At 70.6% G+C, this 21,319-nt stretch carries 25 protein-coding genes; 12 read left to right on the top strand and 13 right to left on the bottom strand.

Translation table 11 applies throughout. The features are described 5' to 3' along the window. Positions 1-28 precede the first annotated feature (28 nt). Entirely contained in the window at positions 29-1,228 is a 1,200-nt protein-coding gene (locus HZ992_RS12985; RefSeq protein WP_209382272.1) for an acyltransferase family protein, read from the top strand. Here HZ992_RS12985 and HZ992_RS12980 read toward each other — a convergent pair. The 3 genes from HZ992_RS12980 to HZ992_RS12970 all read right to left on the bottom strand — a co-directional run bounded on the left by HZ992_RS12980 (position 1,120) and on the right by HZ992_RS12970 (position 4,495). Continuing rightward, complete coding sequence (locus tag HZ992_RS12980; protein WP_209382271.1) at positions 1,120-2,853, bottom strand: cellulase family glycosylhydrolase; 1,734 nt, start codon at positions 2,851-2,853, stop codon at positions 1,120-1,122. The two genes, HZ992_RS12985 and HZ992_RS12980, sit on opposite strands and share 109 nt — an antisense overlap. 267 nt (positions 2,854-3,120) lie before the next feature. Continuing rightward, positions 3,121-3,840: a Crp/Fnr family transcriptional regulator gene (locus HZ992_RS12975; protein ID WP_209382270.1), complete on the bottom strand. Its 720-nt coding sequence runs from the start codon at positions 3,838-3,840 to the stop codon at positions 3,121-3,123. Between the two features lie 214 nt (positions 3,841-4,054). Further along, entirely contained in the window at positions 4,055-4,495 is a 441-nt protein-coding gene (locus HZ992_RS12970; RefSeq protein WP_245213004.1) for a DUF302 domain-containing protein, read from the bottom strand. Between the two features lie 95 nt (positions 4,496-4,590). On the opposite strand from HZ992_RS12970, the gene HZ992_RS12965 reads away from it, so the two are divergent. Then, positions 4,591-5,694 carry an AI-2E family transporter gene (locus HZ992_RS12965; RefSeq protein ID WP_245213003.1) on the top strand — a complete coding sequence of 368 codons (1,104 nt, stop codon included), beginning with the start codon at positions 4,591-4,593 and terminating at the stop codon, positions 5,692-5,694. Between the two features lie 9 nt (positions 5,695-5,703). After that, positions 5,704-5,994: a DUF1488 family protein gene (locus HZ992_RS12960; RefSeq protein ID WP_209382269.1), complete on the top strand. Its 291-nt coding sequence runs from the start codon at positions 5,704-5,706 to the stop codon at positions 5,992-5,994. Between the two features lie 553 nt (positions 5,995-6,547). Here the strand turns inward: HZ992_RS12960 and HZ992_RS12955 are convergent. From HZ992_RS12955 to HZ992_RS26045, 3 genes are read right to left on the bottom strand one after another with little or no spacing between them, the layout of a single operon-like run. Beyond that, positions 6,548-7,120: a DUF1003 domain-containing protein gene (locus HZ992_RS12955; protein WP_245213002.1), complete on the bottom strand. Its 573-nt coding sequence runs from the start codon at positions 7,118-7,120 to the stop codon at positions 6,548-6,550. Positions 7,121-7,133: 13 nt separating this feature from the next. After that, positions 7,134-7,688 carry a hypothetical protein gene (locus HZ992_RS12950; protein WP_209382267.1) on the bottom strand — a complete coding sequence of 185 codons (555 nt, stop codon included), beginning with the start codon at positions 7,686-7,688 and terminating at the stop codon, positions 7,134-7,136. A gap of 47 nt (positions 7,689-7,735) precedes the next feature. Continuing rightward, positions 7,736-8,545, bottom strand: coding sequence for a beta/gamma crystallin-related protein (locus HZ992_RS26045; protein WP_209382266.1), 810 nt, complete (start codon positions 8,543-8,545; stop codon positions 7,736-7,738). Positions 8,546-8,693: 148 nt separating this feature from the next. On the opposite strand from HZ992_RS26045, the gene HZ992_RS12940 reads away from it, so the two are divergent. From HZ992_RS12940 to HZ992_RS12925, 4 genes are all read left to right on the top strand, one after another. Next, positions 8,694-9,974, top strand: coding sequence for an efflux RND transporter periplasmic adaptor subunit (locus HZ992_RS12940; protein WP_209382265.1), 1,281 nt, complete (start codon positions 8,694-8,696; stop codon positions 9,972-9,974). Between the two features lie 10 nt (positions 9,975-9,984). Then, positions 9,985-11,211, top strand: a complete 1,227-nt coding sequence (locus tag HZ992_RS12935) for an ABC transporter permease (RefSeq protein ID WP_209382264.1) — start codon at positions 9,985-9,987, stop codon at positions 11,209-11,211. A 7-nt stretch (positions 11,212-11,218) separates the two neighbouring features. After that, entirely contained in the window at positions 11,219-11,938 is a 720-nt protein-coding gene (locus HZ992_RS12930) for an ABC transporter ATP-binding protein (protein ID WP_209382263.1), read from the top strand. Between the two features lie 104 nt (positions 11,939-12,042). Beyond that, on the top strand, positions 12,043-12,453 hold the full coding sequence (locus HZ992_RS12925; RefSeq protein ID WP_209382262.1) for a response regulator transcription factor: 411 nt from the start codon (positions 12,043-12,045) through the stop codon (positions 12,451-12,453). A 21-nt stretch (positions 12,454-12,474) separates the two neighbouring features. Here HZ992_RS12925 and HZ992_RS12920 read toward each other — a convergent pair whose 3' ends face one another. After that, entirely contained in the window at positions 12,475-13,107 is a 633-nt protein-coding gene (locus HZ992_RS12920; RefSeq protein ID WP_209382261.1) for a response regulator, read from the bottom strand. A 68-nt stretch (positions 13,108-13,175) separates the two neighbouring features. Here HZ992_RS12920 and HZ992_RS12915 point away from each other — a divergent pair, with 68 nt between their 5' ends. The 5 genes from HZ992_RS12915 to HZ992_RS12895 all read left to right on the top strand — a co-directional run bounded on the left by HZ992_RS12915 (position 13,176) and on the right by HZ992_RS12895 (position 15,889). Continuing rightward, positions 13,176-14,399 (top strand): sensor histidine kinase, encoded by a 1,224-nt coding sequence (locus HZ992_RS12915; RefSeq protein WP_209382260.1) that lies wholly within the window; start codon positions 13,176-13,178, stop codon positions 14,397-14,399. Between the two features lie 168 nt (positions 14,400-14,567). Next, entirely contained in the window at positions 14,568-14,729 is a 162-nt protein-coding gene (locus tag HZ992_RS12910; protein WP_209387161.1) for a DUF1328 domain-containing protein, read from the top strand. 43 nt (positions 14,730-14,772) lie between these two features. Beyond that, positions 14,773-15,048 (top strand): hypothetical protein, encoded by a 276-nt coding sequence (locus HZ992_RS12905; RefSeq protein WP_209382259.1) that lies wholly within the window; start codon positions 14,773-14,775, stop codon positions 15,046-15,048. After that, positions 15,048-15,428: a hypothetical protein gene (locus HZ992_RS12900; RefSeq protein WP_209382258.1), complete on the top strand. Its 381-nt coding sequence runs from the start codon at positions 15,048-15,050 to the stop codon at positions 15,426-15,428. Before HZ992_RS12905 ends, HZ992_RS12900 begins: the two co-directional genes overlap by 1 nt. Beyond that, complete coding sequence (locus HZ992_RS12895) at positions 15,425-15,889, top strand: hypothetical protein (RefSeq protein WP_209382257.1); 465 nt, start codon at positions 15,425-15,427, stop codon at positions 15,887-15,889. Before HZ992_RS12900 ends, HZ992_RS12895 begins: the two co-directional genes overlap by 4 nt. Here the strand turns inward: HZ992_RS12895 and HZ992_RS12890 are convergent. From HZ992_RS12890 to HZ992_RS12865, 6 genes are all read right to left on the bottom strand, one after another. Then, positions 15,858-16,826, bottom strand: coding sequence for a GGDEF domain-containing protein (locus HZ992_RS12890; protein ID WP_209382256.1), 969 nt, complete (start codon positions 16,824-16,826; stop codon positions 15,858-15,860). The genes HZ992_RS12895 and HZ992_RS12890 overlap by 32 nt on opposite strands. Before the next feature lie 85 nt (positions 16,827-16,911). Then, positions 16,912-17,316: a DUF2177 family protein gene (locus HZ992_RS12885; protein WP_209382255.1), complete on the bottom strand. Its 405-nt coding sequence runs from the start codon at positions 17,314-17,316 to the stop codon at positions 16,912-16,914. 17 nt (positions 17,317-17,333) lie between these two features. After that, entirely contained in the window at positions 17,334-18,710 is a 1,377-nt protein-coding gene (gene cls / locus HZ992_RS12880) for a cardiolipin synthase (protein ID WP_209382254.1), read from the bottom strand. 10 nt (positions 18,711-18,720) lie between these two features. After that, entirely contained in the window at positions 18,721-19,995 is a 1,275-nt protein-coding gene (locus HZ992_RS12875; RefSeq protein WP_209387160.1) for a PQQ-dependent sugar dehydrogenase, read from the bottom strand. 38 nt (positions 19,996-20,033) lie between these two features. Next, positions 20,034-20,192: a DUF3309 family protein gene (locus HZ992_RS12870; protein WP_209382253.1), complete on the bottom strand. Its 159-nt coding sequence runs from the start codon at positions 20,190-20,192 to the stop codon at positions 20,034-20,036. A gap of 82 nt (positions 20,193-20,274) precedes the next feature. Continuing rightward, entirely contained in the window at positions 20,275-21,312 is a 1,038-nt protein-coding gene (locus tag HZ992_RS12865; protein ID WP_209382252.1) for a zinc-dependent alcohol dehydrogenase family protein, read from the bottom strand. Positions 21,313-21,319: the final 7 nt, after the last annotated feature.

The following is a 21,319-nucleotide window of genomic DNA, read 5'->3' as shown; positions in this document are numbered from 1 at the left end:
GTGCGCTTGTGCACGCAGCGGCTGCGCAATGAGCCTGGAGAACCCGCTCGCCTACTTCGTGCTGATGGCCGTGGTGCTCGGCGTGGCCGCGCTGCCGGCCTTCGCGCGCCTGGACGAACCGGCCGGTGTGGCCGGGCGCGTCTCCTCGATCGACGGGTTGCGCGGTTTCCTCGCCCTGGGCGTGTTCGTGTACCACATGGTGCTGATGCGGCGCTACCTGATCGACGGCGTGTGGGCCGCGCCCAGGGATCACTTCTACGCCGTGCTCGGGCCGGTGGGCGTCTCGGTGTTCTTCATGCTCACCGGCTACCTGTTCTGGACCCGCCTGCTGCACACGCGCGGCCGGCCGGGCTGGGCGCGCCTGTACATCGGCCGCCTGTTCCGCATCGGCCCGATGTACCTGTTCGTGGTGTTGGCGATGCTCGCCATCGTGTTCTCGCGCAGCGGTTTCGTGTTGCGCGAGCCGGCAGGCGTGGTCGCGGGCCAGGCGCTGCAGTGGCTGGCGCTGGGCCTGATCGACACGCAACCCGACGTCAACGGCGAAGTGGCGCGCCACGTGCTCGCGGGCGTCACCTGGACGCTGTGGTACGAGTGGGTGTTCTATGCCTCGCTGCTGGCCTGGGCGGGGGTCTCGCGCTGGCGCTGGCACCTCGCCGCCGTGCTGGTGGGGCTGGTGGCCTGCCTGGCTGCCAAGCGCTTCGTGCAGATCGATGCGCTGGGCTTCGGTGCCCTGTTCGCGATCGGCATGGCGGTGGGCTCGTGGCGGCATGCGCGGCCCGCCACGCGGCTGCCGGAGCGAGCCTGGTCCGCCATCGCCGGGCTGTGCCTGGTGGCGGCCTGCGCCGCCCCCGGCACCGGCTACGGCACGGTCGCGGCGCTGCTGCTGGGCGGCTTCTTTCTCGCCATCTGCTCGGGCGCCACGCTGTTCGGCCTGCTGCGCACGCGCGCCGCGCAGCGCCTGGGCACGATCAGCTACAGCCTCTACCTGATGCAGGGGCTGGTGCTGACCGTGGTGCTGTCGATCGTGCCGGTGGCGCGCTTCGCGCTGTCGTCGCCGATTGCCTGGTGGGCCGTGGGCACCGCCAGCGCCGTGTTGCTGGTGCTGGCGGCGACCGCGGGTCACCTCTGGATCGAGCGGCCGGGCATCGCGCTCGGCCGGCGCGTCGTGTCGCGCGGCTGGCGCCTCCAGCCCAGCAGCGCCACGGCAGCGAGCAGCGACACGCCGTAGAACGGATCGAATGCGCCACCGCCGGTGTCGGCCGCGGCAGCCGGGTCCGACGCGGTCGCATCGGCCACCGCCGTCGGCACCTCGGGCGCCGTCGCCTTGTTGTTGGAACCGTTCACCTTGAACGACTTGGCCGTGAAGGCCGAATGCAGGGGATTGATCAGGCCGATGGCACCGGTGGTGGCGCCGGCCGGGACCGTGACCTGGACCTGCGCATCGCTGAGCACCGTGAAGCTGGCGTTCTTCGCGTTGCCGACCCAGGCCTGGGTGAGGCCGTTGAAGCCGCTGCCGGTGATCGTGACCACCGAGCCGATGGCGCCCGCGTTCGGCGAGAAGCTGGCGATGGCAGGCTGCGTGTTGGCTGCTGCCGGTGCCGGTGTCGGTGCTGGGGCCGGTGCCGGTGCCGGTGTCGCCCCGGGCGCGGTCGTCGTGGCCGTGCCGCCCCACAGTTTCTTCAGCAGCGCGAGCTTGTCCTGCCGCACGTTGAGCTGGTCGTCGAGGATGCCGCCGGTGTCGCCGCTGTTCGGCGTGTAGCACCAGAAGAAGCTGCTGCGCATGCCCTTGCCCACGAGGTAGTCGACGAAGGCGTTCTGCCAGGTCACGTCGGCCTGCCCGCCGGTGCCGTTGCCGTACTTGCCGCCCCACTCGCCGGGCACCACCGGGTGCTTCGCCGAGAACTGGCCGAACAGCGTGTCCCAGTCCGCCGCCAGGTTGGCCGGGAAATTGGCCGCGCCGAACGAGGATTTCACGTAGACGTCGGGGCCATAGGTGTGCGGCGACAGCACCAGCTTGTCGGCGGGGATCGCCAGCGGCTGGTAGGCCTGGGGCTGGAAGTCCTCGCCCCAGTTCATCGCGATGTTCGACTTCTCCCTGCCGTCGAAATTGCCATTGATGCCCTGCACGAAGATCATCAGGTTCGGATTCGCCGCCAGCACCGCGGCCGCGCCGGCTTCGGCCGCGGCCTTCCAGTGGTAGATGGGGTTGGTGGCGTTGGGGTCGCCGGTGCTCCAGCGCACGATGCCGTTGGGCTCGTTGTAGATGTCGACGGCGAAGAAGTGCGGCAGCCCCGCATAGCGCCTGGCCACGAAAGCCAGGTCGCGCATCCAGTTCTCCTTCGTGTAGGCCTGCTTGTTGTAGATCAGGCCGAAGTCCGCCGGGTTCGAGACGAACCAGTGCGGGTACTGGCGCTGCATCGACACGCTGTGGTAGTCGAGCATGACGTACATGCCCTGGCGGTCGGCCTCGGCCATCCACAGGTCCAGCGCCTGCAGCGGCGTCTTGCCGATCAGCTCGGGGTTCTTGCCGGCATCGATGTAGCTGAGCTGGTTGACGGGCGTGGTGTTGTAGAGCGTGTCGGGCACGAAGGGCACGCGGATGGCGTTGAAGCCCAGGCTCTTCATCTGCGCGATCTGCTCCTTCCAGCCCATGGCCCAGAGGAACTGCGGCTGCAGGATCAGCGCGTTGAAGCCGTAGTGGCTGATGCCGCGGAGCTGCAGCTCCTGGCCGGCGGGGTCGAGAATCTTTCCGCCTTGCGCGGAATAGCCGGCGGCGAGCGTGCCGGTGCCGGCCGTGCCCAGGAGCACGGCAGCCAGGATTCGTCGGGCACGATCGAGGAAAAGTCGGGACATGGGTGGGCCTCCCAAGGGGGATATCGGTTTCGAACGGTGAACGGTGGCCCTGCTCGCGAACTCGCCCGGGGAGGGCGATGGCAGGGGGTGGCGACGCGCGCCAGACATTGCTTCTGTCTGTACGCTGGACCACTTAAGAGTAGCTCACAAACGAACCGCACCCCTCATTCGCGGGGTAACGCAGGGTAATCGCTCGGGGCGTCTTGTCACACCGCGCTGGGAGCGCAGTGATCCGGCCAGGACGGGCGGCCCGCAGGCCACCAGGAATCAGGAGGCGATCTGCTGCGGCAGCAGGCGGCCGTATTCCTTCTTGACCACGGCATAACACTCGCAGGTGCGCGCCTCGAGGCCGGCACGGTCGAGCACGCTGATGTGGCCTCGCGCGTAGCGGATCAGCCCGGCGGCCTGCAGCCGCAGCGCGCCCTCGGTCACGCCCTCGCGGCGCACACCGAGCATGTTGGCGATCAGCTCCTGCGTCATCACAAGTTCGTTGCCCTGCAGCCGGTCGAGGCTGAGCAGCAGCCAGCGGCACAGCTGCTGGTCGAGCGTATGGTGGCGGTTGCACACCGCCGTCTGCGACATCTGCGTGATGAGCGCCTGCGTGTAGCGCAGCAGCAGGTGCATCACGGCACCGGCTCGGTCGAATTCTTCCTTGATGAACTGCGAGCGCACCCGGAAGCCCTGGCCGGCGCTTTGCACCACGGCGCGGCTGGGCGTGGAGCCGCCGCCCATGAACAGCGAGATGCCCACCATGCCCTCGTTGCCGGCCACGGCGATCTCGGCCGATGCGCCGTTCTCCATCACGTAGAGCAGCGAGACGATCGCGGTGGTCGGGAAGTAGGCATGCGTGAGGGTCGCGCCCGATTCGTAGAGCACCTGGCCCAGCGGCATCTGCACGCGCTCCAGCTGGTCAAGCCAGCGTTCCCACTCGGCGGCCGGCAAGGCAGCCAGCAGGTGATTCATCTTCGCGTCGGTGGGGGCTTGCATGGAACCATCCAGGTCGGGTCTTCACCCGCAGTCACTCAGGTGGACGCAGGCATTCCGGCGCTGCATGGACTATAGGCTCACGGGCGCTCCCGGTTGGTTCGATAGCGTACAGACGCAGGGGGCTTGCGTACCCTAGGGTACATCGCTCAACCGGGCGAAGGGAACTCGCATCTTCTGCATCGCTGTGCCATCAGAGTGCCCTGACAGGGCCTGTTCATCCCTTCCCGTGCAGCGATTCGCGCACACGGTCGAGCCGCAAGCGCGCCTCGGCAGCGACGGCCGCCACCTGCACATGGCTGCTGAGGTGCAGCACCGCGTTCGGGTCCATGAACGCGACGGTGACGGCGCCATCCTCTTCCTGCCGCACGATCACGTTGCACGGCAGCAGCAGGCCGATGTCCGGCTCGGCCTGCAGGGCACGCAGCGCCAGCGGCGGATTGCAGGCGCCGAGGATGCGGTACGGCAGGATCTGCACGCCCAGGCGCGCCTTCATGGTGGCCTGCACGTCGATGTCGCTGAGCACGCCGAAACCTTCGGCGGCCAGGGCATCGACGGTGCGCGAAACGGCATCGGCGAAGCCGCGCGGCATGGGCAGGGCGTGGCGGCTGTAGGCGGGGATGGCAGCGAGGGCGGGGGCGAGGGTGGCAGTGTCCATGGGCGGCTCGTCGGGCAGATCCGCCGACGGTGCGCCGCCGCCACGCTCCCGTCGGTGCGCTGGCGCACAGCCCGTCGGGGCGGTAGGCTGATCGCATGACACACGAAACCGACCCCGCGGCGGGTGCGCTCGAAGTACGCATGCTGTGGATCCTGCTCGTGGCGGTGACACTCGCGCTGGGCTGGATCCTGCTGCCGTTCTACGGATCCATCCTCTGGGGCGTGATCATCGCGCTGCTCTTCGCGCCACTGCAAAGGCGGCTGTTGCGGCCGCTGCGCCACCGGCGCACGCTGGCGGCGCTGCTCACCATGCTCGTGGTGGTGGTGGTGGTGATCGTGCCGTTCGCCCTCATCACCGCCAGCCTGGCCAGCGAGGCGGCCGGCATCTACGCGCGGCTGCAGTCCGGCGAGTGGAACCCGGCGCAGTACCTGCGCGGCCTGTTCGACGCGCTGCCCGGCGGGGTGATCGACGTGCTGCAGCGCGCCGGCTGGGGCGACTTCGACACCGTGCAGCGCCGCGTGGCCGCTGCGCTGACGCAGGGCACCCAGTTCATCGCCACGCAGGCCCTGGGCATCGGGCAGAACACCTTCGAGTTCGTCACCGGGCTGTTCATCACGCTGTACCTGGCCTTCTTCCTGATCCGCGACGGCGATCAGCTCGCGCGCGCCGCGCGCGGCGTGGTGCCGCTGGCGCCGGCGCATCAGCGCGAACTGCTGCAGAAGTTCCGCACGGTGATCCGCGCCACGGTGAAGGGCAACCTGGTGGTGGCGGCGCTGCAGGGCCTGCTCGGTGGCCTGGCCTTCTGGGTGCTGGGCGTGCACGGCGCGCTGCTGTGGGCTGCGCTGATGGCTTTCCTGTCGCTGCTGCCGGCGGTGGGCGCGGCGCTGGTGTGGGTGCCGGTGGCGCTGTATTTCTTCGTGACTGGCGCGCTCTGGCAGGCCGTCGCGCTGACGGCCTGGGGCGTGCTCGTCATCGGCCTGGTCGACAACCTGCTGCGGCCACTGCTGGTGGGCAAGGACACGCGCATGCCCGACTACGTGGTGATGACCACCACGCTGGGCGGCATGGCCGTGCTGGGCATCAACGGCTTCGTCGTCGGGCCGGTGATCGCCGCCATGTTCATGGCGCTGTGGCACATCCATGGCACCACGCTGCGCTCGGTGCGCGAACGAACGGACGGCGAAGGCGGAAACGCCTAGACTCCTTCGATGATCGCCACTTCGACCATCCCCCTGCCGCCGGCCCCGTTCTTTCACGAGGACTCCGGTGCAGTGCGCTTCTGGGTGCTGGACGAAGCCCAGCAGTTCGTCGGCGCCAGCGTGTCGAAGGAGGCGCTGCACTACCGCTTCCAGAGCGGCCTGGCCGGCAGCGAGGCGCTGGCCAGCTACCGCCTGCACCAGAGCGAGATCGACGCCGCCGTGCGCCGACGCATCGCCAGCGGCTCGATCGAGCCGGTGATGCTGCGCGAGCGCGACATGGCGCAGGTGCCGGCGGCCTGAGGCCGGCACATAAAGAACTCAACGATCAAAGCGGACTTGATCGCGGCGGCCGATTTCGGCCCATTGCGGTCTTCAGGGGTCAGCTTTGCGTGCGACGGGCATGGTCGCAGCGCGACGGCGGTACCCGCGTTCTCCGGCCCACGCTCGCGGGCGGCCACTGCGGCATGCCATCCTCACCGCGTCAACACCGTGTCCGGCCTGCCCACGCCTGGGCGACCGCGAATGGGGCCTGCGCCCGCGGGCACCACCGCCGCCCTGCCGGCATCAGCGGTGGCCTGCCGTCATGAGGGCCTCAGTGCTTGTGGGGCAGGTGGTTCGGGTGTGCGATCGCAGGCCCCATTCGCGGTCGCCCTGGCGGGAGCAGGCCGAAGGCGGTGTTGATGAGGCAGCGCGCTGCGGACCTCGCTGGTTGCCCGCGAGCGTGGGCCGGAGAGCGCATACCCGGACCGCCTGCCCTCGCGCCGAACGATGCGGTCACTCGTGAATGTCGCTCAAGGGCCGTGAACCGCCGGTCGCTCGCCTGACTTCCTGAGTCTACGAACGCGGATCGGTTTCATGCCGACGTTTGCTGCCGCCCTTCAGTGAGCAAGGTCGGACCGGCCAGCGAGGCGAGCAGCGCGAGTTGCTCCTTCTGCATCGCCAGCAACTCCTGCCACTGCTTCTCGCGCAGGCCATCGAGCTTGTCATGCAGCAGCATGATCTCGAGCTCGGCCTTGAGATTGACCTCGTAGTCGTGCTCGGCGCTGAGGCGATCCTTCTGCGACTGCCGGTTCTGCGACATCAGGATGATCGGCGCCTGGATGGCCGCGAGCATCGAAAGGAACAGGTTGAGCAGGATGTACGGGTAGGGGTCGAACGTCTGGCCGCGGCTGTGCACCAGCCAGCCATTGAGCGCCACCCAGCCCGCCAGCGTGATGGTGAACAGCGCGATGAAGGTCCAGGAGCCGCCGAACGACGCCACCGCATCGGCGGCGCGCTGGCCGCGCGTGGCGGTGCCCTCGAGCGCCAGGTTGCGCGTGATGTGCTTGCGCCCGGCCATGTGCCGGGCGACCTTCTGCGTGCGCGCGTCGAGCGCGCCGAAAGGCACGCCCAGCAGCGTCGCGGCGATCTCTTCGGGATGCCTCACCGCGACTCGGTGTTCAGCTCTTGCCGAACTTGGCCTTGGCAGCCGCCACGCAGCTCGACTTGGCGTCGCCCGCAAGCGCATCGCACTTCTCGATCGCCACCTTGTAGTCGGCATCCTTCATGTCGGTGGCGGCATCCTTCTCGGCGCTGACGATCTCCTTGCCCAGCTTGGCCTGCGCCAGTGCCTTGGTCTCGATGGCCTTGGCCTCGCTGCGGCACACGTCCTTGGCGTTGCCGGCCTTGTCGTCGCAGCGCTCCTTGGCGACGGCGTAGGTGCTCTCGGCCTTGGCCACCAGCACCTTGTTGCGGTCGGTGTCCTTGGCGGTGTAGCTGTATTCGAGTTCGGCGCGCGCCACCTTCTCCTTGCCCTTGGCCTGCTCGACGCAGATGTCCTTGTTGTTGCCGGCCATCGAGGCGCAGGCGGCCTTGTCGCCCTTGTAGTCGGCGCTGATGCGAGTCTTGGCGGTGGTGTAGTCGGGCTTTGTCATGGTCTGCGCCTGCACGGCCAGCGGCAACGAGATGAGCGCGGCGACGACGAGGGAAACCTGGAAGCGGGATGAATGGGTCATGGTGTCTTTCGTTGGAGGTAGTGGGTGAGGTGCGGCTCGCGTGCCGGTCAGGCGCGCGGTTCGCCCTGGCGGTTGACGGTGACGGTGTTGCCCGGGGGCGAGGTCATCTGCACGTGGTGCTCCTGGCCGCGGAAGATGTAGGTGACGTCCCAGTAGGCCGGGCCGCCCTGGGCGGGGCGGTCGACGCAACGCTGCACGTCCTGGCCGACCGTCTGGGAGTTGTTGTTGCGGCCGATGTTCGAGCCGACCACGGCCCCGGCGACGGCGCCGCCGGCGGTGGCGATGTCGCGCCCCGTGCCGCCGCCGACCTGGTGGCCGAGGATGCCGCCGATCACGGCGCCGAGCAGCACGGCCGGTGCGTTGGCGCCGCCGCTTTCCTGCTGCACCTGCTGGCGCTCGACCCAGCAGCGCCGCTCGGGCGGGCCGACGACGGCGCGCACGTCGGTGACTTCGGCCTGGAAGAGACGCTCGTCGCGACGGCGGCGATAGTCCTGCGTCACAATCGGCTGGGGGGCGTAGCGGTCGTCTTCGATGCGGGCATCGCGGCCCACCGCGCGCACCGAGCTGACGCGGTCGTTCAGGCCCATGGCGCGCAGCGAGGGGTAGCTGCCCTGGCGCAGCACCACGCAGCGGCCGCGGAAGCGGGCGTCCTCGCAGACCTCCCAGCGACCGCGCGAGACGAGAACCGAGGAGGCGCGGTCGTTGTAGCCATAGCGGTCGAGGTTGCCCACCGCGCGCTGCGTGGTGAAGGAGCGGCCGCTGAAACCGTCGTTCTCGTAGATGGTGACCTGGGCCGAAGCCTGCGTGGCCAGGGCCAGCGCGGCGATGGCCAGCGCGTGGCGGATGGGGGTGTGCATGGGGTGTCTCCAGTGTTCTCGTGGTCCGCCTGCAGTATGGAAAGCGCAGCCGGCCGCGCACAGCGGACGCCGCGAGCTTTGCGCGTAGTAGCTGTCCTACAGACACAGGTCATGCCGATGCCCCCGCGGGGATGAAACAATCGCCGACATGTCCCGACGATCGATGTTTGCGCTCGCCGCTGCGGCGCTGGTTCTTGGCGCCGTGCTGGCGTGGTGGTTCACGCGCGCCCCCGTGGTCGCCGCGACGGTGGTGCAGCCGGCGCCGCTGGTGCGCACGCTGCTGTTCTCGGCGCGCGTGGCCACGGCCTCGCGTGTCGAACTCGGCAGCACGCTCACGGGCCGCGTGCGCGAGGTGCTGGTGGCCGAGGGCGCCCCGGTGCGCCAGGGTGACGTTCTGGTGCGGCTGGAGAGCGAGGAACTGCGCGCCGCGCTCGAGCAGGCGCGCGCCAGCGAGCGCCAGGCCGCGGCGCGGCTGGCCGGGCTGCGCAGCTCGGGCCGCAGCGCCGCGCAGGCGAGTGTGGCGCAGGCCGATTCGGTGCTGCTGGCGGCGCAGGCCGAGCTGCAGCGCACGCAGGACCTGGTGGCGCGCGGATTCCTCAGCGAAGCGCGGCTCGACGAATCGCGCCGCGCGGTGGCCGTGGCGCAGGCGCAGCTCGCCGGCGCCAGCGCGCAGCGCGCCGCCAACGACGAGCAGGGCACCGACGTTGCGCAGGCGCAGGCGCAGCTCGCGCTGGCGCGCTCCGCGGTGGTGGCGGCGCAGGCCCGGCTCGAGCAGGCCGTGATCAGCGCACCCGCCGATGCGCGGGTGCTGCTGCGCGCCGTCGAGCCGGGGCAGATCGTCCAGCCCGGGCGTGCGCTGCTCACGCTGGCGCTGGCCGGCGCGGCGCAGCTCGAAGGGCAGGTCGACGAGCGCTACCTCGAGCAGCTGCGTGTCGGCCAGCCGGCCATCGTCACCGCCGACGCCTTTCCGAGCCAGCGCTTCGAGGCTCGGGTGCTGAGCATCGCGCCGCTGGTCGATGCGCAGCGCGGCGCGGTGGAGGTGAAGCTCTCGCTCCCGCAGGCGCCGCCGGCCTACCTGCGCGAGGACATGACGCTGTCGGTGCAGGTGGAGACCGGCCGCCGCGAACGCGCCCTGGTCGTGCCGGTGCAGGCGCTCGGCGGTGATCGAGACACGCGCGATGCGGGTACGGCGACGGTGCTCGTCGCCCGCGACGGCCGCGTCGAGCCGCGCCGGCTGCGCCTGGGCCTGGCCACGCTGGAGGCGGTCGAGGTGGTCGAGGGGCTGGCCGCGGGCGACGTCGTGCTGCTCGGGCCGGCACCCGCACCGGGGCGCCGCGTGCGCGCCGACAGCAGCGCGACCGCGCAGCGCGCCGCGCAGGCCAGCCGCGAAGACGTCGGCTCGGCGCTCGGCAGCGCCATGGGCCGCTGACGCGCACCCCATGATCAACTGGCTCGGATTCGAACGAAGCGTCGCCGTGCGCTTCCTGCGCGAAGGGCGCATGCAGACGCTGCTCATCGTCGTCGGCGTCGCCGCCGGCGTGGCGGTGGTCGCATACATCTCGGCGCTCATCACCGGGCTGCAGAGCAACACGCTGGAGAAGACCCTCGGCGCGCAGGCCCACGTCACGGTCAGCGCGCAGGACGACGTGGTCGTCGCACCCGGGCGGCCTGCGTCGGGCGCGACCATGCTGGCGCAGACGCAGCCGCGCGCCCAGCGCCCGCGGTCGATCGCCAGCTGGGCCGCGCTGGTGCCGGTGCTCGAGGCCATGCCCGAGGTGGCCGCCGTCTCGCCCATGGTGGCTGGCGCCGGCCTGGCATTGCGCGGCGAGGCCTCGAAGTCGATCGCGCTGGTCGGTGTCGACCTCGACCGCTACGACCGCATCGTGCACCTGCGCTCCAAGGTGGTCGAGGGCGTGGCACGGCTCGGGCCGGGCGAGGGCATCATCGGCCGCGACCTCGCCGTCGACCTCGGCGTGCGCGTGGGCGACCGCGTCAGCATCGTCACCGGCAACGTCGGCGATTCGCTGCGCGTCACCGCGCTGGTCGACCTTGGCGTGCGCGAGCTGAACCGGCGCACCGTCATCGTGCCGCTGCGCGCCGCGCAGAGCCTGGTCGGGCTGCCGGGCGGCGCCACCAACCTCGACCTCGCGCTGGTCGACGTGTGGGCCGCGCAGCGCCTGGCCGACGACCTGGCGCAGCGTTACCCGTACAAGGTGGAGAGCTGGCAGCAGGCCAATGCGCAGCTCGTCTCGGCGCTGAACGCGCAGTCGGTGAGCACCGGGCTGATCCGCGGCGTGGTGATGGTGGTGGTGGTGCTGGGCATCGCCAGCGTGCTGGTGGTGTCGGTGGTGCAGAAGCGCCGCGAGATCGGCATCCTGCGCGCGATGGGCGCCACGCGAGGCCAGATCCTGCGCGTCTTCCTGCTGCAGGGCGCGATCGTCGGCGCCCTCGGCTCGGTGCTGGGCGTGCTGCTCGCGGTGCTGCTGATCTGGGCCTTCACCAGCTTCGTGCGCGGCTCCGACGGGCTGCCGCTGTTCTCGATCACGCTGGCCCCGGCGCTGGCGCTGCGCATCGCCGCCGTCGCCACCCTGTGCGGCGTGCTCGCCGCGGTGGCGCCGGCGCGGCGCGCGGCGGCGCTCGACCCGGCCCTGGCCATCCGCATGTGAGGCGCCCGTGAACGCTGCCTCCACGCCGCTGATCGAGCTCGACGGCATCCGCAAGAGCTACAACCTGGGCCGCCCGAACGAGGCCGAGGTGCTGCACGGCGTGTCGTTCACGCTCGACACCGGCGAGTTCGCCGCGCTGATCGGGCCCTCGGGCTCGGGCAAGAGCACGCTGCTGAACATCATCGGCCTGCTCGAGCCGATGACCGCGGGCAGCTACCGCATCCAGGGCGAGCAGGTCAGCGGCCTGGACGACGCCGGCCTGACGCTGCGCCGGCGCGCCGCGCTGGGCTTCGTCTTCCAGTTCCACCACCTGCTGCCGGCCTTCACCGCGCTGGAGAACGTCACCCTGCCGGCGCTGATGCGCGACGGCAGCGTCAGTGCCGCGCAGCGCGAGCATGCGCGCGCCGTGCTCGCCGCGATGGGGCTGGGCGAGGCGATGGCCAAGCGGCCGGGCGAGCTCTCCGGCGGCATGCAGCAGCGCGTGGCGATCGCCCGCGCGCTGGTCATGCAGCCGCCGCTGGTGCTGGCCGACGAGCCCACCGGCAACCTGGACCGGGCCTCGTCCGACGAGGTCTTCGCGCTGATGCGCCGCATGCACGCCGAGCTGAAAACCTCGTTCCTGGTCGTCACCCATGACCCGCGGCTGGCCGAGCGCTGCGACCGCATCATCGAGCTGGTGGACGGCCGCGTCGAGAGCGACGAGCGGCCGGTGAAGACGCCCGCGTAGGACAAGGCCCACAAGAGGCCCCGGCTTCCGGCCGATGCCGCCGCTCCGCAAAGGGCGCACACTCACGGGGTACCCCAGCCCCGCAGGTCGAGCCGTATCACCCCATGCAGCCGCTCAAGACGTACATCGTCGAAGACAGTCCGGTCATCCGCGAGAACCTGATCGCCACGCTCGAAGAACTGCTGCCGGTCGAGGTGGTGGGCAGCGCCGAGGACGAGTCGGGCGCGCTGCAGTGGCTGGAGCGCGCCGACCACCGCGCCGACCTGGTGATCGTCGATATCTTCCTCAAGGGCGGCTCGGGCCTGGGCGTGCTGCGCGCCGCGCGGGCGATGCCGCAGCGGCGCAAGCTCGTGGTGCTGAGCAACTACGCGACGCCGGACATGCGGCGCAAATGCATGGAGCTCGGTGCCGACCGGGTGTTCGACAAGTCCAACGAGATCGATGCGCTGATCCAGTACTGCAGCCGCCTGGCCAGCGGCGAGCCGACCGACAGCAGCCTCGGTGCGCTGTCGTGAGCCGGCTTCAGTGACCTGCGTCTATTGAATCAGGCCCGCCTTCAGCGCGTAATACGTGAGGTCGCTGTTCGAGGCGAGCTTCATCTTCTCCATCACCCGGGTCCGGTAGGTGCTCACGGTCTTCACGCTCAGCGACATGCTCTCGGCCATGTGGCCGATGGTCTCGCCCTTGGCCAGGCGCAGGAACACCTGCAGCTCGCGTTCGGAGAGCGTCTCGTGAAGTGGCCGGTCGCCGCCTTCGCCCAGCGTGTCGGCGAGCTGCTCGGCCACCGCCGCGGTGATGTACTTGCGCCCGCGGCACACGGTGCGGATCGCCTTGACGATCTCCTCCGGGTCACAGTCCTTGTTGAGGTAGCCGCTGGCGCCCAGGCGCAGCAGCGTCGTGGCGTAATGCGACTCGGCGAAGCCCGACAGGATCAGCACCGGCAGGTCGGGCGCGCGTGCCTTGATGGCCGCGAGCGCATCGACACCGCTCTGCTCGGGCATGGAGATGTCGAGCACGATCACGTCGACCTCGGCGTTGCGCACGATGTCCACCGCCTCGCGGCCGCTGGCGGCCTCGGCCACGACGGCGAAGTCGGGTTGATCGGAGAAGAACTGGCGCAGCCCGGCGCGGACCATGGCATGGTCGTCGACGATGGCGATTCGGATCATGGCGAGAGGCGCAGTTTGGTACGCCATCGTCTCACGCTTTCGGCCCCGGTTGTGGCCTGGCGGTAGGCATGGTCTTCTGGACTGTCCTGCGACGCAGCCCGGTGGTCCTGGCGATGGCTTGCGCCGTGGTGGCCGCGCTCGTCTTCGTCAGCGAAGTCTCCTACCGGCGCTCCGTGAGCGCGCTCGACGAACTCGGCGGCATGGGCGCGGCGCGCACGCAGATCCAGAACCTGCAGCGCCGGCTGCCCGAGCTGCCGGGCGCCGTGGCCGGCTCCGTCGTGCGCCGCGAGATCGAGGCCTCGCTGAGTTTCCTGGCAGACCACTACCGCGCCGAAATCCTGCCGGCCGAGCAGGTGGCCCGCCTGCAGGCGCTGGTGGCCGAACGCGCCGGCGAGCGCGAGACGGCGCCGCTGATCAACGCGCTGCTGGCGCACCAGCTGCGCGAGGTGGTCACTCGCCGCGAGGGGCTCTACCGTACGCTGATGCTCGGCCGCCTGGGCGTGGCGCTGCTCAGCGGCTTCGGGCTGTTCGCGCTGTACATGATGCTGCGCCAGGCCTCGGCGCTGCAGACGCAGCAGAAGGAGCGCCAGCGCCAGATACAGGGCGAGCGCGACCGCCTCGAGGCCGAGGTGGCGCAGCGCACCGCGCAGCTCACCGAACTGGCGCAGCACCTGCAGACGGCACGCGAGGACGAGCGCAACCGGCTGGCGCGCGACCTGCACGACGAACTCGGTGCGCTGCTCACCTCGGCCAAGCTCGATGCCGCGCGCATGAAGTCTCGCCTGGCCGGGGCCGCACCGGAGGCGCTGGAGCGCCTGGGCGCACTGGTCGCCACGCTGGACAGCGTGATCGCGCTGAAGCGCCGCATCACCGAAGACCTGCGGCCCTCGGCGCTGAGCAACCTCGGCCTCGTGGTCACGCTGGAGATCACGGCGCGCGAATACGCCGAGCGCTCCGGCATCGCGGTGCACTGCGAACTCCAGCCGGTGCGGCTGGGCGAGAGCGCCGAGCTGGTGGTCTACCGACTCGTGCAGGAGGCCATCACCAACATCACCAAGTACGCCCAGGCGCGCAACGTCTGGCTGACGCTGCGCGACCGCGGCGATCGTGTCGAGGTGAGCGTGCGCGACGATGGCGTGGGCTTCGACCCGCGGAGCCAGCCGCCGAGCGCCCACGGGCTGATGGGCATGCGCTATCGCGCCGAGGCCGAGCGCGGGGTGCTGACCGTGGTGTCGGCACCGGGACAGGGAACGATGATCCGCGTCAGCCTGCCGCAGGCGGCCCAGGCCTGAGCTGTGGGCGCCGTCCTACGGCGCCCGGGCGACGTGACCGACAAGGCGTCGGCCTGCAAGCCGATGCCGATCGGGTACCGGCCGCAGGACACTGGCTGCATCGCTGCGGCGCCGCTCCAGCCCGACACCCGTCGGACGGGCGCCGACGCGAACTGCAAGGGGGCCACCATGCTGCACTATGCCGTCGTCTTTCTCGTCATCGCGCTGATCGCGGCCGTGTTCGGCTTTGGCGGCATCGCCGCCAGCGCGGTGGGCATCGCCAAGATCCTCTTCATGGTCTTCCTCGTGCTCGCCGTGGTGACTTTCCTGTTCGGGCTGCTCAAGCGCTGAGGCCAACCCTTCCCACCTTCCCCCCACTCTCCAAGGACCCATCATGTTCGACCCGAAGATCCCCGAATCAGGCAATTCTCTGGCCGCCCAGGCCGGCCCGCTCATCGACCGGACGGCCGAAAAGGCCAGCGCGATGGCACACCGCGGCCTCGATGCCGTGATCGAAGGTACCGACCATCTGCGCGCCAAGGCCCAGCATGCCGGCGACAGCACGGTGGACTACATCCGCCACGAGCCGGTGAAGGCCATGTTGATGGCTGCGGCCGCCGGCGCGGCGTTGACAGCCCTGATTTCACTGCTCAGTCGTTCGCGCACGTGATGCAACCGATCCTGCGCCTGATCGCCAGCCAGCCCGAGCTGCTCGTCGAGCATGCCCGGGCCTATGCGGAGCTGGTGTCGGCGCAGACCGGCCAGGCGGTGTCGGCCTGGCGCAGGCAGGCGGTTCTCGCTGCCCTCGGCCTGTGCCTGCTCGGCGTGGCCGCGGTGCTCGGCGGCGTGGCCCTGATGCTGTGGGCGATGCTGCCCGCGGTGCCGGGCCAGGCCGCCTGGGCGCTGCTGGCTGTGCCGCTGCCGCCACTGCTCGCGGCAGTGGCCTGCCTGGCCGCCGCGCGGCGCACGGCCGATGGCGATGCCTTTGCGCTGGTGCGCGAGCAGGTTCTGGCCGATCTGGGCATGCTCAAGCAGGCGGGGGCCGCGTGAGCGCGGCCATCGGCGTGGTGCAACGGCTCGCGCTCTCGCGGCAGAGGCTGCGCATGGCCCTGGCGGTGCAGCGCAACGGCGGCGACCAGGCTGCGGCTGCGCATGCGGGCGGATTCGATGCCTGGAGCGCGATTCCCGGGATCGGCGGGCTGATCGACGGCGCGCGGGGCTGGTGGGCGAAGCATCCGCTGCGCCCGGCGCTGCTGCTCGCCGCACAGGCCACGCAGACCGCCGTGGCGCCGCTCGCGCAGCGCCATCCGCTGCTGCTGGTCACGGCGTCCGTGCTGGCGGGCGGCCTGTTCGCGTGGAGCCGGCCCTGGCGCTGGCTGCTCAGCCCCGCGTTGCTCGCCGGGCTGATGCCACAGTTGTTCTCGACGGCGATGGCCCGCGTTCCGGGCCCGGCGTGGCTGGCCGTGCTGGCCTCGCTCGTCAAGGAGCGGCCGCCCCCGGCGGCGCCCTGAATCGCGCCGGCGCGTCGGCCTGCGCCTCGAAGAAGGCATGGCCCAGTTGCTGCCGCTTGGCGCGGTACATCGCGGCGTCGGCGCATTGGAGCAGCGTCGCCGCGGTGTCGGCGTCATCCGGGCATATCGCGATGCCGATGCTCGGGCGCACGACGAAGCGCAACGCACCGATGGTCAGCGGCGCCGCCACCGTGTCGTAGAGCTTGCGGGCGAGCTGGGTCAGCGCCGCCGGGCCGGGCATGTCGGCGATCAGGCAGGCGAACTCGTCGCCGCCCAGCCGGCCGACCAGGTCCTCCGCGCGCAGGGCACGCGCCAGACGCGCCGCGACGATGCGCAGCAGTTCGTCGCCGGCGGCATGGCCATGGGTGTCGTTGACGGCCTTGAAGGCGTCCAGGTCGAGGTAGAACACCGCCAGCGGTGCCCGTGAGGCCTCGCCCGGTGCCAGCGATTCCTGCAGTCGGGCGAGGAAGTTCGTGCGGTTGGGCAGCGAGGTGAGGTCGTCATGCAGCGCCTGGTGGCGGGCGCGGCGTTCGCCGTCGCGCGTGCCGGCCAGCGCGCTGCGCGACATCGCCAGCGCCATGCGCGTGTCGAACAGTTCCAGCTCGAGGCGGCGATGCCGGCCGAGTTCGTGCAGCAGCGTTTCCTGCAGCTGATCCAGTGCCGTGGCGCACTCCAGCACCCCGGACGGCGCGTCGGCGTCGTGCGAGCGCATCGCGTCGCCGAGCTGCCGCATGCGCTCCTTCACGGCCTGAAGCATGTCGTTCCAGTCGGCTACCGCGACGTCGTTCGCCACGTCGGCTGCCACGGGCGGCGCGCTGTGGCCGTTGCCGGCGTGGCCGTTGCCGTTGCCGTTGCCGTTGCCGTTGGCATGGCCGGGCTGAGGGTGCCTGCCGTTGCTGGTCGGCGCGGCGCTGCTGCCGGCCGATGGTCGGGACATGTCGAATCTTTCCATTCGACCCTTGTAGGCAGCCGGGGGGCTGGCGTCTGTTCGCCAACGTACGCAGCCGCGCGGCCGAGGTGTCTCAGGCTGTGTCGAGGCGATCCATCGCCCAGCGCCCGGCGCCGGCCGAGACGGCGCTGACCGCGCTGCCCCAGGCGACGTCGACCAGCGACAGGCCGATCGGCCAGCCCTTCAGCGTGGCCAGGTTGGTCAGGTCGTAGGTGGCGTAGGCAAAGAAGCCGAACAGCGCGCCGGCCAGCAGCGTGGGCTGCCAGGCCCCGGCCGGCCTTGCGGCCACCGCGAAGATCACGATGCCCAGCGGATAGAGCAGGTAGAAGATCGCGGCCACGCCGAGCCGCGGCTGCGGCGCCATCAGGTGGCCGATGCCCTGCTGGTACAGCGGCGCGGCGATCAGGCCAAGCCAGATCGCGTCGAGCACGAGCATGACGAGAGCGGTGGCGGCGTAGGCGGCGACGTACTTGGTCATGGCGCGAAGCGTATCGGCTAAAGCCAGTACTCCCACAGCCGCGCGAACATCTCCTTGATGCGCAGATCGAGCGGCCGCCGTGTCCAGGCCTCCAGCGTGATGGCGTCGGAGCCGGCCAGGTCGGCGTCGAACATCGCCTGCAGTTGCGCGCCGAACTCGGCGCCCAGCACCACGGCGTTGAGCTCGTGGTTGTGCAGGAAGCTGCGCCAGTCGAGGTTGGTCGAGCCCACCGTGGCCCACACGCCGTCGATCAGCACGGTCTTGGAATGCAGGATCACGCCGCGGCGCTCGAAGATCTTCACGCCGGCGCGCAGCAGCCGCTCGTAGAAGCCGCGCCCGGTGTGGAAGATCAGCCACGAGTCGGTCTGGCTCGGCAGGATCAGCCGCACCTCGACACCGCGCGCCACCGCCGCCTCGAGCGCGGCCAGCAACTGCGGGTCGGGCGCGAAGTACGCATTGGTGATCTGCACGCTGGTCTCGGCACTGCCGATGGCCGACAGCAGCGTCGCGTAGATCAGGCTGAACGGTTCGTCGGGCGAGCTGCCGATGGCGCGCACCACCTGGTGGCCGGCCCGCTCGGGCGGCGGGAACAGCCCGGTCGAGGTGGGCACTGGGCCTTTCTGAGCCGCCCAGGCGGCGAGGAAGAGCTTCTGCAGTTCGGCGACCACCGGGCCCTCGAGCTGCAGGTCCGTGTCGCGCCAGGCCGGCCCTCCGCCGGGACGCAATCGCGAGCCCTGGCTGAACGAGCCACCCGAGTAGACGCTGCTGATGTTGATGCCGCCGAGGAAGGCCACGCGCCCGTCGACGACGAGCAGCTTGCGGTGGTCGCGCTGGTTCAGTTCCCAGTCGTCGTGCGCCTTCAGCGGATTGAGCGGGTTGAACTCCACGATCTGCACGCCGGCATCGGCCAGCGGCTGGAAGAAGGTGGCCGGCGTGCTGATCGTGCCGGCGCTGTCGCGCATCAGCCGCACCTGCACGCCCGCACGCTGCTTGGCAATGAAGGCCTGAGCGAATCGCTGGCCGATCTCGTCGTCGTCGAGGATGTACGTCTCCATGTGGACGTGGTCGGTTGCCGCCTCGATGGCGGCCAGCATCGCGCGGTAGGTGGCCGGGCCGTCCTTGAGCAGCGTGACGCGGTTGCCGGCGGTCAGCGGGCTGCCGACGATCGCTTCCTCCAGCGCGAGGTGGCGCGCGAAGATGTCGGTGGGCTCACCGCGGGCGGCCAGCCGCGCGAGCACGGCCTTGCTCTGCGCCGCCGTCAGCGGCCCGCGCGAGCCCTCGAGCTGCACGGCCGGTACGGCTGGCCGGGCCAGATCCGGCACGATGACCGGCAGGCTGACACAACCGGTGCAGCCCGACACGCACAGCAGCGCGAGGAGCAGGCTGCGGCGCATGTACGGTACCTCAGGGGGCCGCGGTGACGCGCCAGACGACGTTGCCCACGTCGTCGGCCACCAGCAAGGCGCCCTGGCGATCGATGGCCACGCCGACCGGCCGGCCGGACGCATCGCCATCGGGGGTGAGAAAGCGGGTCAGCACATCGATCGGTATACCCGAAGGCCGGCCGCCTGTGAAGGGCACGAAGATCACCTTGTAGCCGCTGTGCGGCCGCCGGTTCCAGGAGCCGTGCTGGCCGATGAACATGCCCTCGGCAAAGGCCGCAGGCAGTCGCGAACCGGCGGACGAGGCCAGGCCCAGCGAGGCGGTGTGCGGGCCGAGCGCGTAGTCGGGCACGGTCGCGGTGGCCACGAGGTCGGGCCGCGGCGGCTGCACGCGCGCATCGACATGGCTGCCGTAGTAGCTGTAGGGCCAGCCGTAGAAGGCGCCGTCGCGCACCGAGGTCAGGTAGTCGGGCACCAGGTCGCTGCCGAGTTCGTCGCGCTCGTTGACGACAGTCCACAGCGCGCCGCTGCCGGGCGCCCAGGCCATGCCATTGGGGTTGCGCAGGCCGGAGGCGAACACGCGATGCTGGCCGGTGGCGAGATCGACCTCCCAGATGGCGGCACGTTCGGCCTCGGCCGCCATGCCGCGCTCGGCCACGTTGCTGTTGGAGCCCACCGTGACGTAGAGCCTGCTGCCATCGCGGCTGGCGATCAGGTTCTTGGTCCAGTGATGGTTGATCGTTCCGGCCGGCAAGGCCAGCAAGGTGACGCCGGGCGCGGTGATCTGCGTCTGCCCGCTGCGGTAGGGAAAGCGCCGCAGCGCATCGGTGTTGGCCACGTAGAGCTGATCGCCCACCAATGCCATGCCGAAGGGCGAGGCGAGGCCGTCGAGCAGCACCGAACGCAGGTCGGCCACGCCGTCGCCGTCGGTATCGCGCAGCAGGGTGATCCGGTTCGCGCTGGGCACGGCGGCACCGGCCGACTTCATCACCACGCCCATCGCCCAGCCCTTGACGCCGCCGCCGTCGCCCGGGCGAGGTGGGCCATTGGTTTCGGCCACCAGCACGTCGCCGTTGGGCAGCACGAGCAGCCAGCGCGGGTGGTCGAGCCCGCGCGCGAATGCGTGCACCTGCAGGCCCTGCGCGGCCAGCGGCGTGGCGCCGTCGACCCAGCCGCGCGCCGGCGCGATGTGCACGGTCGGGATCAGGCTGGTGCGCGGTGACGGCAGTTCGGGGCGCGGCCCGGTGCCGGCCGCGACCGTCAGCCGGGCGGGTTCGCCGCAGGCGGCCAGCAGCATGCCCAGCGCCAGCCCGATGGCCGGGCCGGCACGCAGGGTCACAGACGACCCATGAGCAGCAGGACGAGCACGATGACGACCACCAGGCCGATGCCGCCGCTGGGCCCGTAGCCCCAGCCGCTGCTGTGCGGCCAGGTGGGGAAGACGCCGATCAGCATCAGGATCAGCACGATCAGCAGAATGGTTCCGAGGCTCATGGATTTCTCCGGTTGTGCCTCAGGTTAGGCGCTAACCCGGCGTACTTCTGTGCGCTGTCGAACAGATGGGCATTGCGCCAGATCAGAACTCGATGATCACCTTCAGCGCCTTCGTGTCGGCCGCGTTGGCAAAGGTGTCGTAGGCCTGCAGGATGCGCTCGAAGCCGAAGCGGTGGGTGATGAGCTGCGACGCGTCGACGCGTTGCGACTGCACGCTGCGCAGCAGCATCGGGATCGACACCGTGTCGACCAGCCGCGTGGTGATGGTGATGTTGTGCGACCACAGCCGCTCCAGGTGCAGGTCGACCTTGGTGCCGTGCACGCCGACGTTGGCGATGGTGCCGCCGGCGGCGACGATGTCCTGGCAGAGCTCGAAGGTGGCGGCAATGCCCACCGCCTCGATGGCGGTGTCCACGCCACGCCCACCCGTCAGGGCCATGACCTGCTGCGCGGCGTCGCCGGCGCCGCTGTTCACCGTGGCCGTGGCGCCGAATCGCGTGGCGACAGCCAGGCGGTTGTCATCGAGGTCGACCATGATGATCTGCGCCGGCGCGTAGAACTGCGCGGTGAGCAGCGCCGCCAGGCCGATCGGGCCGGAGCCGACGATGGCCACGCTGCCGCCGGGCTGCACACGGCCGTTGAGCACGCCGCACTCGAAGCCGGTGGGCAGGATGTCGCTGAGCATCACCAGCGCCTCTTCCTGCGCGCCGGGCGGGATCGGGTACAGGCTGGTATCGGCGTGCGGGATGCGCACGTACTCGGCCTGCGTGCCGTCGATGCGGTGGCCGAGGATCCAGCCGCCGGTGGTGCAGTGCGAGCCCATGCCCTTGCGGCAGGGCTCGCAGCGGCCGCAGGCGCTGATGCAGGAGATCAGCACGTGGTCGCCCGCCTTGAAGCCGGTCACGCCCGTGCCCACGGCATCGACGATGCCGACCCCTTCGTGGCCGAGCACGGTGCCGGGCAGGCAGGTCGCCACGTCGCCCTTCAGGATGTGCAGGTCGGTGCCGCAGATGGTGCTTCGCGTCATCCGCACGATCGCGTCGCCGGGCTGCTGCAGCGCGGGTGTGGGGCGGTCCTGCACGGCTTTCTTGCCGGGTCCGACGTAGACGAGTGCTTGCATGGGAAGA

Source organism: Rhizobacter sp. AJA081-3 (assembly GCF_017795745.1).
In the GTDB taxonomy this organism is placed as follows: domain Bacteria; phylum Pseudomonadota; class Gammaproteobacteria; order Burkholderiales; family Burkholderiaceae_C; genus Piscinibacter.
The sequence above is the reverse complement of the archived record's forward strand: the minus strand, read 5'-3'. Positions and strand labels throughout refer to the sequence as shown.

What these genes read in the sequence shown, in the direction of transcription:
- HZ992_RS12940 (WP_209382265.1), top strand. Translation starts at nt 8,694, where the DNA reads ATGTCCCGACGATCGATGTTTGCGCTCGCCGCTGCGGCGCTGGTTCTT.
- HZ992_RS12980 (WP_209382271.1), bottom strand. Translation starts at nt 2,853, where the DNA reads ATGTCCCGACTTTTCCTCGATCGTGCCCGACGAATCCTGGCTGCCGTG.
- HZ992_RS12875 (WP_209387160.1), bottom strand. Translation starts at nt 19,995, where the DNA reads ATGCTGCTGGCCGCCTGCGGCGAACCCGCCCGGCTGACGGTCGCGGCC.
- HZ992_RS12865 (WP_209382252.1), bottom strand. Translation starts at nt 21,312, where the DNA reads ATGCAAGCACTCGTCTACGTCGGACCCGGCAAGAAAGCCGTGCAGGAC.
- HZ992_RS12960 (WP_209382269.1), top strand. Translation starts at nt 5,704, where the DNA reads ATGATCGCCACTTCGACCATCCCCCTGCCGCCGGCCCCGTTCTTTCAC.
- HZ992_RS12965 (WP_245213003.1), top strand. Translation starts at nt 4,591, where the DNA reads ATGACACACGAAACCGACCCCGCGGCGGGTGCGCTCGAAGTACGCATG.
- HZ992_RS12915 (WP_209382260.1), top strand. Translation starts at nt 13,176, where the DNA reads ATGGTCTTCTGGACTGTCCTGCGACGCAGCCCGGTGGTCCTGGCGATG.
- cls (WP_209382254.1), bottom strand. Translation starts at nt 18,710, where the DNA reads ATGCGCCGCAGCCTGCTCCTCGCGCTGCTGTGCGTGTCGGGCTGCACC.
- HZ992_RS12910 (WP_209387161.1), top strand. Translation starts at nt 14,568, where the DNA reads ATGCTGCACTATGCCGTCGTCTTTCTCGTCATCGCGCTGATCGCGGCC.
- HZ992_RS12970 (WP_245213004.1), bottom strand. Translation starts at nt 4,495, where the DNA reads ATGGACACTGCCACCCTCGCCCCCGCCCTCGCTGCCATCCCCGCCTAC.
- HZ992_RS12935 (WP_209382264.1), top strand. Translation starts at nt 9,985, where the DNA reads ATGATCAACTGGCTCGGATTCGAACGAAGCGTCGCCGTGCGCTTCCTG.
- HZ992_RS12925 (WP_209382262.1), top strand. Translation starts at nt 12,043, where the DNA reads ATGCAGCCGCTCAAGACGTACATCGTCGAAGACAGTCCGGTCATCCGC.
- HZ992_RS12950 (WP_209382267.1), bottom strand. Translation starts at nt 7,688, where the DNA reads ATGACCCATTCATCCCGCTTCCAGGTTTCCCTCGTCGTCGCCGCGCTC.
- HZ992_RS12885 (WP_209382255.1), bottom strand. Translation starts at nt 17,316, where the DNA reads ATGACCAAGTACGTCGCCGCCTACGCCGCCACCGCTCTCGTCATGCTC.
- HZ992_RS12870 (WP_209382253.1), bottom strand. Translation starts at nt 20,192, where the DNA reads ATGAGCCTCGGAACCATTCTGCTGATCGTGCTGATCCTGATGCTGATC.
- HZ992_RS12920 (WP_209382261.1), bottom strand. Translation starts at nt 13,107, where the DNA reads ATGATCCGAATCGCCATCGTCGACGACCATGCCATGGTCCGCGCCGGG.
- HZ992_RS12900 (WP_209382258.1), top strand. Translation starts at nt 15,048, where the DNA reads ATGCAACCGATCCTGCGCCTGATCGCCAGCCAGCCCGAGCTGCTCGTC.
- HZ992_RS12905 (WP_209382259.1), top strand. Translation starts at nt 14,773, where the DNA reads ATGTTCGACCCGAAGATCCCCGAATCAGGCAATTCTCTGGCCGCCCAG.
- HZ992_RS12985 (WP_209382272.1), top strand. Translation starts at nt 29, where the DNA reads ATGAGCCTGGAGAACCCGCTCGCCTACTTCGTGCTGATGGCCGTGGTG.
- HZ992_RS26045 (WP_209382266.1), bottom strand. Translation starts at nt 8,545, where the DNA reads ATGCACACCCCCATCCGCCACGCGCTGGCCATCGCCGCGCTGGCCCTG.
- HZ992_RS12975 (WP_209382270.1), bottom strand. Translation starts at nt 3,840, where the DNA reads ATGCAAGCCCCCACCGACGCGAAGATGAATCACCTGCTGGCTGCCTTG.
- HZ992_RS12890 (WP_209382256.1), bottom strand. Translation starts at nt 16,826, where the DNA reads ATGTCCCGACCATCGGCCGGCAGCAGCGCCGCGCCGACCAGCAACGGC.